The 13,476-nt window shown below is 71.6% G+C and carries 13 protein-coding genes; 4 read left to right on the forward strand and 9 right to left on the reverse strand.

Features of this window, described 5'->3' with window-relative positions; all coding sequences use genetic code 11:
• Positions 1–62 precede the first annotated feature (62 nt).
• Positions 63–809 (forward strand): PaaX family transcriptional regulator C-terminal domain-containing protein, encoded by a 747-nt coding sequence (locus ACIQAC_RS37070; RefSeq protein ID WP_402199287.1) that lies wholly within the window; start codon positions 63–65, stop codon positions 807–809.
• Positions 810–831: 22 nt separating this feature from the next.
• Here the strand turns inward: ACIQAC_RS37070 and ACIQAC_RS37075 are convergent, their stop codons facing one another.
• Positions 832–1,911: an NADH:flavin oxidoreductase/NADH oxidase gene (locus ACIQAC_RS37075; RefSeq protein ID WP_402199288.1), complete on the reverse strand. Its 1,080-nt coding sequence runs from the start codon at positions 1,909–1,911 to the stop codon at positions 832–834.
• Between the two features lie 152 nt (positions 1,912–2,063).
• On the opposite strand from ACIQAC_RS37075, the gene ACIQAC_RS37080 reads away from it, so the two are divergent.
• The gene (locus ACIQAC_RS37080) at positions 2,064–2,423 is read left to right on the forward strand and encodes an ArsR/SmtB family transcription factor (RefSeq protein ID WP_402199291.1); all 360 of its coding nucleotides are present in this window, start codon (positions 2,064–2,066) and stop codon (positions 2,421–2,423) included.
• 68 nt (positions 2,424–2,491) lie between these two features.
• Here the strand turns inward: ACIQAC_RS37080 and ACIQAC_RS37085 are convergent, their stop codons facing one another.
• Complete coding sequence (locus tag ACIQAC_RS37085) at positions 2,492–3,841, reverse strand: FAD-dependent oxidoreductase (RefSeq protein WP_402199293.1); 1,350 nt, start codon at positions 3,839–3,841, stop codon at positions 2,492–2,494.
• 290 nt (positions 3,842–4,131) lie between these two features.
• On the opposite strand from ACIQAC_RS37085, the gene ACIQAC_RS37090 reads away from it, so the two are divergent.
• Positions 4,132–4,821: a DUF6214 family protein gene (locus tag ACIQAC_RS37090; RefSeq protein ID WP_402199378.1), complete on the forward strand. Its 690-nt coding sequence runs from the start codon at positions 4,132–4,134 to the stop codon at positions 4,819–4,821.
• Positions 4,822–4,830: 9 nt separating this feature from the next.
• On the opposite strand, the gene ACIQAC_RS37095 is transcribed toward ACIQAC_RS37090, so the two are convergent.
• Complete coding sequence (locus ACIQAC_RS37095) at positions 4,831–5,475, reverse strand: DUF305 domain-containing protein (RefSeq protein WP_402199296.1); 645 nt, start codon at positions 5,473–5,475, stop codon at positions 4,831–4,833.
• Between the two features lie 233 nt (positions 5,476–5,708).
• On the opposite strand from ACIQAC_RS37095, the gene ACIQAC_RS37100 reads away from it, so the two are divergent.
• Positions 5,709–7,211 (forward strand): LVIVD repeat-containing protein, encoded by a 1,503-nt coding sequence (locus ACIQAC_RS37100; protein WP_402199299.1) that lies wholly within the window; start codon positions 5,709–5,711, stop codon positions 7,209–7,211.
• On the opposite strand, the gene ACIQAC_RS37105 is transcribed toward ACIQAC_RS37100, so the two are convergent.
• From ACIQAC_RS37105 to ACIQAC_RS37130, 6 genes are all read right to left on the reverse strand, one after another.
• The gene (locus ACIQAC_RS37105) at positions 7,199–7,888 is read right to left on the reverse strand and encodes a TetR/AcrR family transcriptional regulator (RefSeq protein WP_402199302.1); all 690 of its coding nucleotides are present in this window, start codon (positions 7,886–7,888) and stop codon (positions 7,199–7,201) included. The genes ACIQAC_RS37100 and ACIQAC_RS37105 overlap by 13 nt on opposite strands.
• A 262-nt stretch (positions 7,889–8,150) precedes the next feature.
• Positions 8,151–8,882: a phosphatase PAP2 family protein gene (locus ACIQAC_RS37110; protein ID WP_402199304.1), complete on the reverse strand. Its 732-nt coding sequence runs from the start codon at positions 8,880–8,882 to the stop codon at positions 8,151–8,153.
• A 169-nt stretch (positions 8,883–9,051) separates the two neighbouring features.
• Entirely contained in the window at positions 9,052–9,987 is a 936-nt protein-coding gene (locus ACIQAC_RS37115) for a M56 family metallopeptidase (RefSeq protein ID WP_402199306.1), read from the reverse strand.
• Between the two features lie 104 nt (positions 9,988–10,091).
• Positions 10,092–11,036 (reverse strand): patatin family protein, encoded by a 945-nt coding sequence (locus tag ACIQAC_RS37120; RefSeq protein ID WP_402199309.1) that lies wholly within the window; start codon positions 11,034–11,036, stop codon positions 10,092–10,094.
• Entirely contained in the window at positions 11,033–11,842 is an 810-nt protein-coding gene (locus tag ACIQAC_RS37125; RefSeq protein ID WP_402199310.1) for a thioesterase family protein, read from the reverse strand. Before ACIQAC_RS37125 ends, ACIQAC_RS37120 begins: the two co-directional genes overlap by 4 nt.
• A 151-nt stretch (positions 11,843–11,993) precedes the next feature.
• Complete coding sequence (locus ACIQAC_RS37130) at positions 11,994–13,454, reverse strand: PLP-dependent aminotransferase family protein (RefSeq protein WP_402199313.1); 1,461 nt, start codon at positions 13,452–13,454, stop codon at positions 11,994–11,996.
• Positions 13,455–13,476 lie beyond the last annotated feature (22 nt).

The raw sequence follows: 13,476 nt of genomic DNA on the forward strand, positions 1-13,476 counted from the left end.
TGTTGCACTATCTCTACAGTCGCAGCAATAGCGTAACAACATCTCCCGCGTAAGGTACGCCCATGAATCACCCCGTCCGCTCCGCCGCGCCCGGCGCCGAGTTGCGGCCACTGTCCGCGCGGTCGGTCGTGCTGAGTCTGCTCCTGGGTGTGCACCCTCCCGAACTGCACGTGAAGGACCTGGTGGGCGCGGTCGAGGCGTTCGGTGTCGCCGGATCCACCCTGCGGGCCGCCCTGAGCCGGATGGTCGCGGCCGGAGACCTGAGACGCACGGACGGGGTGTACGGCCTCAGCGACCGGCTCCTGGAACGTCAGCGCCGCCAGGACGCGGCGGTGGAGCCCCGCACGCGCGCGTGGGGCGGCGACTGGGAGATGGCCGTCATCACTGCCACCGGCCGCGGCCCCGCCGAACGCGCGGACCTGCGCGCCCGGCTGACGGCCCTGCGGCTCGCCGAACTCCGCGAGGGCGTCTGGCTGCGCCCGGCCAACCTGCTGCGCCCGCTCCCGGCCGACCTCGCCGAGGTGGCCCAGCACTACACGGCCCGCCCGGAGCAGCCCGCCCGCGATCTCGCGGCGCGCCTGTGGCCGCTGGAGGGCTGGTCCGCCACGGCCCGGACCCTGCTCGCCCACGTGGGGGAGGCTCGGGTCCGGGCGGACCGCTTCACCGCCTTCGCGGCCGTCGTACGGCACCTGCTCGCGGACCCGGTCCTCCCGCCCGAACTCCTCCCCGCCGACTGGCCGGGCGAGCCCTTGCGGGCCGCGTACGCGGACTACCGGCGAGAGGTCACGGGGCAGGTCCACGGAGCGTGAGACGCCGCCCCACGGCGCCCGCTCAGACGGATCGGTGGTACTGGTCGGGGACCCGTACGGAACCGCCCAGTTCCCGTGCCGCGTGCCGGGCCCAGGACGGGTTGCGGAGGAGCTCGCGGCCCAGCAGGACCGCGTCCGCCTCCCCGTTGGAGACGATCTTCTCCGCCTGCTCGGCGTCGGTGATCAGACCAACGGCGGCCACCGGCATCGGCGTCTCGGCCTTCACCCGCGCGGCGAACGGCACCTGGTAGCCGGGGCCCGTCGGGATACGGACACCGGAGGCGTTGCCGCCGGTGGAGACGTCGAGGAGATCGACCCCGTGAGCGTGCAGGTCGGCCGCCAGACGGACCGTCTCGTCGGCGGTCCAGCCCGGTCCGTCCAGCCACTCGGTGGCGGAGACGCGGAAGAAGACCGGCTTGTCCTCGGGCCACACCGCGCGGACCGCGTCGACGACCTCCAGGGCGAACCGGGTGCGGTTCTCGTACGAGCCGCCATAGGCGTCAGTGCGGTGGTTGGAGTGCGGCGACAGGAACTCGTTGATCAGGTAGCCGTGCGCGCCGTGGACCTCGACGATCTCGAACCCGGCGGCGAGCGCCCGGCGGGCCGCGTCGGCGAACTGCCCCACGATCTCCTGGATCTGCCCGACGGTCAGCTCGTCCGGCGTCTGGTGCGCCTCGTCGAAGGCGACCGGGCTCGGCGCCACCGGCTGCCACCCCACGGTGTCGGCGCCGACGGGCCCGCCACCCTCCCAGGGGCGGCCCGTGGACGCCTTGCGTCCGGCATGGGCGAGCTGAATGGCCGGCACCGTGCCCTGCGAGACCAGGAAGCGGGTGATCCGGCGCAGCGCCTCGACCTGGGTGTCGTTCCAGATGCCGAGGTCCCACGGGGAGATCCGGCCCTCGGGGCTCACGCCGGTCGCCTCGACGATCACCAGGCCGGTGCCGCCGGCCGCGCGGGCCGCGTAGTGGGCGAAGTGCCAGTCCGTGGGCGCACCGGCCTCCGGCCCGTCCGGTGCGGCCGAGTACTGGCACATCGGGGGCATCCACACGCGGTTCGGGATCGTCACTGCGCGCAGGGTCAGGGGCTCGAAGAGTGCGCTCACGGCGCCTCCGTTCGTCGGAGCGGGCGATGTCCTCGTACGATAGCCCTCGTAGTACGGCGGATGTCAAACTACGATGGTTCTCGTACGATGGGTGGACCCGTACGGGCCATGGGACCGCCCGGCGTGGGCGCCCCCGACGAAGTGGAGCCACCGTGACCAGCACCGCCGCCGCGGGCAGCCGCGAGCTGCCGCACCCCGCGCGCGAGGAGATCCGGCTGGAGGCCGTGCTCCACGCGCTGTCCGACCCGATGCGGCTGCGGATCGTGCGCGAGCTGGCCGCCGGGGCCGGTGACGAGTTGTCCTGTTCGCACTTCGACCTGCCGGTCACCAAGTCCACGACCACCCATCACTTCCGGGTGCTGCGCGAGAGCGGTGTGATCCAGCAGGTCTACCGCGGCACGGCCAAGCTCAACGGCCTGCGCCGCGACGACCTGGACGGTCTGTTCCCCGGGCTGCTCGACGCGCTGCTCACCGCCGCCGCCCGGCAGTCCGCCCGTCTCGGGGAGGTCTGAACCCGCCTTCGGTCGCCCTGTGCCGAGTGCGGGCCGCCGCCGGCCGGGCGCGCAGTTCCCCGTGCCTCTCAGCCGGCGCTGTGGTGTGCGGCGGTCATCAGGGACTGCCAGTCCGGGAGTTTGACCACGTTGCGGCCCAGCGAGGCGCCCAGCGCCGCCTCCGCCCGCTCGATCGACTGCCAGCCCGCCCACTCCACCGGCGCGACCCCCCTCGCCCGCAGCGCCCCCAGCGGATCCTCACCTGGCCGTTCCCCTACGAGGGCGGGCGCGTCCAGCAGCAGTGACGTCACCGTCTCCTTCGCGCACGGGCGGTTGGTGCCGATCACCCCCGTCGGCCCGCGCTTGATCCACCCGGCCACGTACTCGCCCGGCGCCACCGCCCCCTCCCGCAGTACCCGTCCCGCCAGATGCGGCACCGTCCCGCTGCTCGCGTCGAACGGCAGCCCCTCCAGCGGCACTCCGCGATAACCGACCGAACGCAGCACCAACTGCGCCTCGATGTCCTCGTGTTGGCCCGTGCCGGTCACTCCGCCCCGACCGTCCGGCAGCGTACGTTCGAACCGCACCGCCGCCACATGCGCGCCCTCGGCGTCGGCGAGAAGGGCGACCGGGCGCAGGAAGAAGCGCGCGTGGACACGGCGCGCGGCGCCCCTGGCCGGCCGCTCCGCCCAGCCCCTCAGCGTCTCGACGTTCCGCCGCAGGGTGCCCGTCAGCCCGGACGGATCGACGTAGTCCGGGTCCAGGCCCAACTCCTCGGCTTCCACCAGTACTTCGGCGTCCGGCAGACCGCCCAGCTCGCGCAGCTCCTTCGTGGTGAAGCGGGCCTGGGACGGGCCGCGCCGCCCGACCATGTGGACGTCGGTCACCCGGCTCTCGGCCAGCGCGCCCAAGGCCGCCTGGGGTATGTCGGTGGGGCTCAGCTCCGCCGCGCCGCGCGCCAGGATCCGGGTCACGTCGACCGCGACGTTCCCGACACCGATCACCACGGCCGACCGGGCGCCCCGTACGAAACCGTCCTCCGTGGCGTCCGGATGCGCGCTGTACCAGGACACGAACTGCGTCGCGGACCAACTCCCGGGCAGATCCTCGCCCGGGATGCCCAGGCGCCGGTCGGTCGCGGCGCCGACGCAGTACACCACGGCGTCGTAGCACTCCCGCAGCCGCCCGGCGGACAGCCCGCCCGGACCGATCTCCACACCGCCCAGGAAACGCACCCGGTCGTGTTCGAGGACCGTCCGCAGGTTGTTCTGAAGCGACTTGATCTTCTCGTGGTCCGGCGCCACGCCGTAACGCACCAGTCCGTACGGGCACGGCAGCCGGTCCAGTACGTCGACGCGGACCTCGGGATCGAGCTGGACCAGGCTCTGGGCGGTGTAGACCCCACTGGGCCCGGAACCGATGACGGCGACACGCAGCACGGCGGAACTCTCCTTGTCCGTCTTGTCCGGTCACCCGGCGATTGGCAGGAGGTCGCTGATGGATCCAGCATCGCACCGCCTCGGCGAGAGGGGGAGGGGCGCGGCGCTGCGCCGACGGGGTGCCCGGTGTGCGTGTCCGTTCGTATGGAATGTGATCATGCGGTTACGTTGCGTATGTGCTTGAAGCATCCTTTCTTAATCTTTCCGATCGCCGTCGCGAGGACGGCGCGGTGTCCGTGTGGCCCGCGTGGGAAGTGCGGGAGAGCGGCGGCACCACGTCGTGGTTTACCGTGCGGCTGGCCTTCGCGGACGGCGCCCGGGTGGAGGCCCTCGCCGTCGTCGCCGACGGGGGCGTGTCGTTCGAGGACGTCCGCGCCCGGCCCGCGCTGTCGCCGCGCGACCTCGCGGGCCTCGCCGACTGGATCGAGGCCCCGCTGTTCAGGGCGTGCGGAAGGGAAGTGCCGGTGCGGCGCGCTGCCGCGCCCGAGGACACGCCCGAACTGCCCTCCGACGTGCCCGAACTGCCTTCTCACGCACCCGAACTTCCGGACCGCGCACCCGAACTTCCAGACCGCGCACCCGAACTTCCGGACCGCGCACCCGAACTTCCCGACCGCGCACCCGAACTTCCGGACCGCGCACCCGAACTTCCAGACCGCGCACCCGAACATCCGGACCGCACAAGCGAACTTCCCGACCGCGCAGGCGAACTTCCCGACGACACCGGCGAGTACGAGCCCGCCCCCCTCCTCCAGGACGGCGACGACCCCCTCGCCTCCCGCCGGGCCCGGCCCGCCTGGCCGCGTGGGATCGAGGGGCGGTGGCTCGTCGCGCAGGAGTACCGGGCGGCGCAGACGGACGGTGTCGACCCGGTGCTCGCGGTGATGTGCGCGACCGGGCACAGCCGCCGCAAGTCGCTCAGGCTGATCTCGCAGGCGCGTGACGCGGGTTTCCTGACCCCACGTCACGCCCGCCGCTGACCCAGACCGTCAGTCCATCTCCCGCATGCGCGAGATCTCGGCAGACTGCTGGGCGATGACGTCGTCGGCCATCTCCTCGATCTGGATGTTGTTGCCCTCGCCCTTCACGTCCGTGGCCATGGTGATCGCACCCTCGTGATGGGTGATCATCAGCGTCAGGAACAGCTGGTCGAAGGCCTTCCCGCGCGCCGCCCGCAGATTCTTCAACTGGCCCTCGGTGGCCATCCCCGGCATCGGCGCGTGGTCGTGGCCCCCGCTGTCGCCCGCCTTCTCGTCCTCGCCGTGCGCCTTCAACCAGGCCTGCATGGTGCCGATCTCGGGCTTCTGCGAGGCGGCGATCCGGTCGGCGAGCCCCTTCACCGAAGTCGACTCGGCCTGCTTCGCGGCGAGTTCGGTCATCTCCAGCGCCTGCGTGTGGTGCTCGATCATCATGCGGGCGTACGAGACGTCGGCCGAGTTGGGGGTGTCGTCCTCCGCGCGGTGCTCCTTGGCGTCCTGCGCGGACAGTGTCTGGTTCTCCTCGCCGGGCATGCCCGGGGCCAGCACCGAGGGCCCGCTGCCCGAGGCCGACTTGGGCTCGTCGTCGGACCCTGAGTCGCAGGCACCCAGTACCAGTACTGCCAGCGCGGCCAAAGAGGCGGTTGCGACGGACACGCGGGAAGTGCGGCGGAAGGGCACAGCGACCTCCTGTTGCAGGTGGGACGGCAATTGCCGTGTGGAGCGCGCCTTGTGAGCGCCGATGACTGTCCTAGCACGCTTCCACACTCGACCGATCAAAAAACTGCATTACAAGTCCGTTGCACCCTGTTGATCTGTGCATGACCCAGACGATACTTCGAAGATCCGTGAAGCGGTTTCCTCGCCAACGGACTTAAAGGGAGGACGCAGTGACCCTGTTCAAAAGATCCAGGACGCGGCACAGACGGCTGGGAGTCGCCGCAGCCGCGGCCGGACTTCTTGCCGCACTTCTGACGGCTCAAGAGGCCGCCGCCACGCCCGACCCGGGCGACACACCGGCCGGGAAGCAGCAAGTCTCGCAGAGCGACCAGGCCGAGGCGCGTGCGGCGATAGCCGCCGGTGAGATACCCGGCCAGGACGAGATCGTGCACACGGCCAACATCAGCCATGTCACGAACATCCCCAAGGACGTACTGGCGGGGACGAACACGGACATCGCCTTCCAGGGCAGGTACGCGTTCGCCGGCAACTACGACGGCTTCCGCATCTTCGACATCAAGAACCCGAAGGCGCCGAAGACCGTCGCGCAGGTGCTGTGCCCCGGCTCGCAGAACGACATCTCCGTCTCCGGTGACCTGCTGTTCCTGTCGACCGACTCCTCGCGCAGCGACAGCAGTTGCAACAGCACCACGCAGCCGGCGACCGAGAAGTCCTCCTGGGAGGGCATGAAGGTCTTCGACATCAGCGACAAGCGCAACCCCCGGTACGTCGCCGCCGTCGAGACCGCCTGTGGCTCGCACACCCACACGCTGGTGCCCGAGCGCAAGAACATCTACGTGTACGTCTCCTCGTACTCGCCGAACTCCGCGTACCCCGACTGCCAGCCGCCGCACGACGGCATCACGGTCATCAAGGTGCCGGTGAAGGCCCCGCACAAGGCGGCGGTCGTGGGCTTCCCGGTGCTGTTCCCCGGTGAGGGTCCGGACGGCGGTGGCAACCCGGGCGGTCCCACCAACCCGGGCGTGTCCAAGACCACCGGCTGCCACGACATCACCGTGCTGCCCTCCAAGGACCTCGCGGCGGGCGCCTGCATGGGCGACGGCATCCTGTTCTCCATCAAGGACCCGGAGCACCCGAAGGTCATCGACCAGGTGCAGGACAACGTGAACTTCGCGTTCTGGCACTCGGCGACCTTCAACCAGGACGCCGACAAGGTCGTCTTCACCGACGAGCTCGGTGGCGGCGGCGCGGCCACCTGCAACGCGGAGATCGGCCCGAACCGCGGCGCCGACGGGATCTACGACATCGTCGGCAAGGGCGACAAGCGTCAGCTCGTCTTCCGCAGCTACTTCAAGATCCCGCGTCACCAGGCGGCCACCGAGGTCTGCGTGGCGCACAACGGCTCGCTGATCCCGGTCAAGGGCAAGGACATCATGGTCCAGGCCTGGTACCAGGGCGGTGTCTCCGTCTGGGACTTCACCAACTCCTCGAACCCGAAGGAGATCGCCTACTTCGAGCGCGGGCCGGTGAACGTCAACCAGCTCACGACGGCCGGTCCCTGGTCGGCGTACTACTACAACGGCTACATCTACTCGAACGACATCGCCAAGGGCCTTGACGTTCTGAAGATCAACGACCGCCGCACCGATCCGGCCCGCCGGGTCCACGTGGACGAGCTCAACGTGCAGACCCAGCCGGACTACTTCGACTGACCTGCCGTCGGTTCCCCGCCGGGCGACTCGTCCGGCGTGAAGAACCGTGAGAGATCCTGCTCCAACGTCCCGCCGGGCGCCTCGGTGTCCGGCGGGACACCCATGTCCCAGTCGAGCCCGTAGCGCCGGAACAGCTCGGCGCGCAGCGGGGCGACCGGCATCGGCACGTTCGGCAGCACCATCGCGTAGACGGAGCCCATCAGCTGCGCGCGCAGCATCGGGTAGTCGAAGTCGACGTCCCCCGAGCCGCGCCGCGCCACCAGCTCCCGCAGCAGCTCGGCGAGGCGCCGCTGCTCCGGGCACTGCACAAACCCCTCGGCCTGGAGCAGCCCCGCCATGTGCTGGCGCATCAGCACGGTCTGGTGCAGGGCGAGCCCGAGAATCGCGTCGATACCCCGGGCCATCCGCTCCCGGCCGTCGTCGGTGCGCGGCTCGCGTTCCACACCCTCTTCGAGGGTCCGGTGCATCAGCCGGTGCACGGCCGACTGCACCAGCTGGCGCTTGCCCGGGAAGTAGTACGACACCAGTCCGCGGGCCGAACCGGCCCGATCCGCGATGTCGCCCAAAGTCGTCGCCTGGTAGCCCCGCTCGCTGACCAGCTCGATCGCCGCTTGGAGCAGCCGCTCCCGCGAACGGCGGCGCAGCTCTTCATTGACCTGGGCGCTGCGCGGGGACATGCTGTAACTCCTGCGTTGACTGGCTGCCAGCCAACTATACTCAGGGGAGTCCGGACCGGCTTCTGTCAGGGCCTGGTTCGGCTGCCGTCTGTCTCGGGCGACACGGGGGATCGTCCGAGGCAGGCGGTTTTCTGTCCCGGGATGGTGTGCTGAGGCTACTACTGCGGGGAGCGGCGCTCTCACCAGGCACGCGCCCGGCCTGATCGGCGCCACCGGCGCCGCGGAGGCCCGGAGACCCGGAGGCCGTGCCGGGCCATGCCGCTCAGGGACGCGAGCCGGAGGATCGGTCCGGCTCGGCCGCCGGCTCCACCGCTTCGGCGGCGACGGACCGCCGGCGGTTGTGGACGGCGATCGCGGCGGTCACCAGCATCGCCCCGAGGAGCCAGCCGCCGACGACGTCCGTGAACCAGTGGACGCCCAGCCAGATGCGGGTCAGGCCGACGCCGATCACGGACACGACGGCCACCGTCGCGGCCGTGCGCAGCACACCGGCGGGGGCGCCGTACTGCCGAAGCAGCCAGAACAGGAGTCCGCAGATCACCGTGGCCGTCATGGCGTGCCCGGACGGGAAGGCGGCGTAGTGGGCCGAGTCCACGGGGTCGGGCCAGACGGGGCGCTCACGGCCGACGGCGGCCTTCAGGCCCTGCTGCACCAGCGTGCCGATCGCGACCGTGACCAGCAGCCACCAGGCGGTGAACCAGGCCGACTGCCGCCACACCAACCACACGATCACCACGGCGCACAGAATGCGCAGGGTCAACGGATCCCACACCCAGTCGGTCAGGATCCGGAAGAAGTGCGTCGTGCCGGGATCCTCGACCGCCCAGCGGTGTGTGGTGCGGGCGATCCCCTCGTCCAGTGCGATCAGCGGGCCCCACTCGCCGGCCACCAGGGTCAGCAGCAGGAGTGAGACGAGCGCCAGGGAGAGCGCCGCACGGCCGGCGACGGGGCTCCGCGTCGGCGGGGGCGGGTGGGCGACGGGCGAGATGTGCATACTGCGATCCTTGCCGACGTGTGGGGTCTCGGGCCACCGGCGGGACAGTACGTTGGCCGGGATCTGTCGTCCGGGCCACCCGCCCGCCGTACTGACCAGGTGCCCCAGGACGCCGAGTCGACCCAGTGGTCCCGGGCGCCGAGTCGATCCGGTGCGCGCGGGTGCCGCGTCAGCCCAGTGCCCTCAGGCTCGGTACGAACGCCACCAGCACCGGGACGACCGGCACCAGCGAGGCCGCCGCCGTCAGCCGCAGCCTGCGGGCCGCGGTGAGCCGGTCCGGGGGAGTGAGCAGGCGGTGCACACGCTGCGGAACATGCGCCTGGGACGTCGGGGTCGGCCCGAACACCCCACGGTCCTCGTTGAGTTCGACCAGTGCCAGCGCCGTCGTCAGCCGCCCGAACCTGCGGGACGCCATGTCGTCCGCGGCCAGCTCCACCAGCCGGTGCATCTCGTCCCGGAACGCGGCGAACACCGGCACCTGCGGGAACCCGACCGCGAGCGCGGCCGAGCAGTGCCGCAGCCAGTCGTGCCGGGCCTGGGCGTGCCCCTGCTCGTGCGCCAGCACCGCGTCCAGCTGCCGGCCCTTCAGCCGGCGCAGCGCGGCCGTCGTCACCACCATCCGGGGCGGCGTGCCCGGCAGCCACCACGCGTCCGGCCGCTCGCCCTCCAGCACCACCAGCCGGCCCGTGCCGGGCTCCTCGCCGGGCAACCGCGGGCTGCGGACGAGGAGTTCGGCCCGGTGCAGCCGACGCCGGGTACGGGCCCGTACGATCTCGCGGACCAGCATCGCGCCGCTCCACAGGCCGCCGAGCGCGAGCGTCACCGCGGTCGCCGCCGCCCAGGGACCGGCCGCACCGAGCGCGTACGCCTCCACGACCCCGCGCGGCGCCGGGGCGAACACATGCCCGCGCACGGCCTGCCAGGCCGCCGCCGCGCTGAGCGTCATCGACAGCGCGCAGCACAGCAGTACGGCCGCCACCACGCACTGCCAGACCCACAGCGCGACCACCGGCTCGCGGTCCGTCCAGTCGGCCCGTGCCAGCAGCCGGGGGCCGAGGAGGGCGGTCAGCGCGCCGAGCAGCAGCAGTGCCGCGGGGACCATCATGCGCAGCACCCTATGAGCGCGCGGTGGTCCGGTGATACGGCCCGCGGCCGCAAAGTGACGCAGGCCACGGTTTCTGCCGTGACGTCCCTCTCCGTCACCGGGGACTAACCCGTCGGCAGTGGCTCCTCACGGCATTCCGCGAGTACGTCCCACACCGCCTGCCGGCCGGTGTGGACGGCCGCACGCAGCGGCCCCGGGCGTCGCTCGGTGTGGCCGATCGGTGTGCTCCCGAGCGGCGGGCGGATCTGGAAGGTCGCGGTGTGCGACGCCAGGAGATGTTCCTCCTCGCCCCTGATGACCGCGCGTTGCAGCCACGGCGTCAGGGCTCCCGGGGCGCGGCGGGCGAACCAGCGTGACATCACGAGGCGTTGGCCGAGCGAGGGAGCGGACGGGGTCTCGTCCGCGCGTCGTGTCCGGAGCGCGACGATGTGGGTGGCCTGCTGCGCCAGGGCCGTTCGTACCGGGACGGCCTCGCTGACACCCGCGTCGACGAACGATCGCCCGTTGATCCTGACGGGGTCGCCCGCGAGCAGTGGCATGGCGGTTGACGCGCGGAGTGCGGCCTGGAGGCTCGCCCGGTCGGTGATCTGCTCGTGCAGATCGGTCGACCGGCCGGTGAGGGCGTCCGTGGCGAGGGGGTGGAACTCGACGGTGCTGCCGAGGATTTCCTCGAACCCCATCGGCATGATCTCGGTGTACACGGTGTGGACCAGGAAGCGGGTGTCCACGACCGGCCGGCGGCTCAGTGCCCGTCGGGGATCGATGGTCGTTCCCATGATGGTCTCGTCCCACCACGCGTGCATGGTGCGCTCGGCGCGCCCGCACAGCAGCCAGGCCGCGTTGAGCGCTCCCGCGGAACTGCCGTAGACGGCGTCGAACAGGGGCAGGAGGCCCAGCTGTTCGATGGCGACGGCCATACCGCTGGAGTAGGCGCCGCGCGAGCTTCCCCCTTCGATGAGGAGGACAAGTCGCGCGTCGTCACGGCGGTGTCCGGGTGTGCTTCCCTGCCGCCCGCGCTCGCGCAGCAACTGAAGGACGGTCGCGCTCACGGTCGGCCGCCTTCCGTCGGCCGGACGGTGAGGATCTGCTGGACGTGTCCGACCGGGCCCCCGGCGTCGTGCAGAACGGCACTGGTGAGGCCGTGTCCGGTGGGGCCGAAGCTGACGGTGGTGTCCAGTCCGGTCCACCTTCCCTCGGGTTGGCGGTGGAAGTGCAGGGTCATGTCCATGTTGGGATACGTCCACTTCGTGCGGTGCTGCTGTACGGCCATGCCGTTGACGACGTCCACGCGGGCGACGAAGGACGCGAGCGCGCCGGCCGGTTCGTCGGCGACTAGGCCCACGTCGGTGGCCACCCACGCGGCGGCGCGACCGCGGCCGGAGGTCCGCCGGCGCACTTCGAGGGAGCGGGCGTACCCGCAGTCCCACTCCTCGTGCATCGGCCAGCCGGGGAAGGTCTCGGGCGGTGCCAGCCGCGCGAAGGGAGTGTCGGCCACGGCAGCGGTGTCGAGTGCCGTGAGCAGCCATGCGCGGGCACGGATCACCGGACGGCCCGCCACGGTGACAACGGCCTCCAGCAGTTCGACCGTGCGGCCCGGACGGATGGTCTCCACGGTGACCTCGCACTCGTCGAGGGGGAGGAAACCGAGGATGTCGTAGCTGATCCGGGCCAGGACCAGCCCGTCGGCGGGGCGGGCGGCGCGATACCGGTCGACGGCGTGGGCGACGAGGCCGGCCAGGGGGCCGAAATGGTGCTCCCCGGCGTTCCACGCGCCTCCCGCATGGGCCGTGGGCTTGTAGAGATGCTCCCCCATGCGCTGGTAGTAGCACTCGCCGGAAACGGTGGTCGGGGTCAACGGGGATTCTCCTCAGCGTCGGTCCGCGAAGACGGGTCTACTCGCGGGTAACCACGTATCCACAGTCTCGGCGAGAGAATCGCTACTGTCAAATAGCGCAATAAGCGGTAGCGCTATCGATTATTCTGGATAGCGATACGTGGCCGCCCGGTCAGAGGGCCGTCGCCAGGCCCGCGGTGTGGAACACCGTGGCGATGCGGTGGATGCCCTCGGTGATCTCGTCCGTGCCCGCGATGTCGGCGAAGCTGAGCCGGATGTGCGGGGCCGGTGCCTCGGCGGCGAAGTAGGGACGGCCGGGCGACACGGCCACGTCGGCGCGCAGCAGTGCGGCGGTGAGCGCGGTCTCGTCGGCGCCGTCGGGCAGGCGGAGCCACAGGTGGTAGCCGCCGGCGGGAGCGCGCACGGTGGCCGCGACGTCCGGCAGGTAGCGACGCAGCGCGGCGAGCATGGCCTCGCGGCGCTCCTCCAGGGCCGAGGCGATGGTGCGCAGATGGCGGGGCCAGACCGGAGTGCCGACGAGCTCGAGAGCGGCCTCCTGGAGCGGTCGCGGTACGAAGAAACTGTCGACCACCTGGATGGCCCGCAGCCGCTCCATCACCGGCCCGCGGGCCACCAGCGCGCCCACCCGCAGATTGGGCGAGGCCGGTTTGGTGAGCGAGCTGATGTGCACAACGGCGCCGTACGCGTCGTCCGCCACCAGCGGCGGCGGGAGCTGACCGCCGTGACCCAGGCGGCGCGCGAAGTCGTCCTCGACGACGAAGGCGCCCGCGGCGTGCGCGATCTCGGTGACGCGGCGGCGCCGGTCGGGAGCGAGGACCACTCCCGTGGGGTTGTGGAACAACGGCTGGCAGTAGAAGACACGGGCCCCGGTGGTGGCGAAGGCGTCGGCCAGGAGGTCGACGCGCACACCGCCGTCGTCCACGGGCACCGGCACCGGGCGCAGCCCGGCGGCTCGGGCGGCGGCCAGCAGGCCGGGATAGGTGGGTGACTCCACGAGCACCGGCGAGCCCGGGGGAGCGAGCGCCTGGAGGGAGGTGGTCAGCGCGGCCTGGCCGCCGCCGGTGACGAGCACCTGGGAGGGGATGACGCCGCCGCCGGGCCCGCCCACCTCGCGGGCGAACCAGGAGCGCAGCCCGGCCAGGCCGTCCAGGGGTGGCCGCTCCCACGCGTCCGGACGCCGGACCGCGCGGGCGAAGGCGGCGCTCAGGGCCTGCTGGGGCTGGAGGGAGGGGTGCAGATAGCCGCCGTTGAAGGCGATCATCCCGGCCGGGGGAACTGCGAGACTGGCGAAGACGCAGGCTGCGTCGACGATCCGCGGGGCCGGATCGGCGTGTTGCTGGTCCTCGGCGGTCAGCGCGATCTGCTGCCAGGAGGTGTCGACGGCCTGTGTGTCGACGACGCCGTGGTGCGCGCGGTAGGCGCCGGCTCCGGGCCGCGTGATCACGAGTCCTTCGGCGGCGAGCGCGGCCAGCGCGCGGGAGACGGTGACCGGGCTGACCGCGAAGCGCTCGACGAGGGAGCGGCTGGACGGAAGCCGCTCGCCCGGGGCGTAGCGTTCGAGCTCCTGGCGGAGGGTCGCCGCGATGGTGCTGGAACTGCTACTTCTTTTCATGGTACTGAGGGTAGCGCCTCCG

Origin of the sequence: Streptomyces sp. NPDC088387 (assembly GCF_044753385.1) — a bacterium.
GTDB lineage: Bacteria > Actinomycetota > Actinomycetes > Streptomycetales > Streptomycetaceae > Streptomyces.

Coding starts and splice junctions, on each gene's coding strand:
- ACIQAC_RS37115 (WP_402199306.1), bottom strand. CDS start 9,987: ATGATGGTCCCCGCGGCACTGCTGCTGCTCGGCGCGCTGACCGCCCTC.
- ACIQAC_RS37070 (WP_402199287.1), top strand. CDS start 63: ATGAATCACCCCGTCCGCTCCGCCGCGCCCGGCGCCGAGTTGCGGCCA.
- ACIQAC_RS37105 (WP_402199302.1), bottom strand. CDS start 7,888: ATGTCCCCGCGCAGCGCCCAGGTCAATGAAGAGCTGCGCCGCCGTTCG.
- ACIQAC_RS37110 (WP_402199304.1), bottom strand. CDS start 8,882: ATGCACATCTCGCCCGTCGCCCACCCGCCCCCGCCGACGCGGAGCCCC.
- ACIQAC_RS37130 (WP_402199313.1), bottom strand. CDS start 13,454: ATGAAAAGAAGTAGCAGTTCCAGCACCATCGCGGCGACCCTCCGCCAG.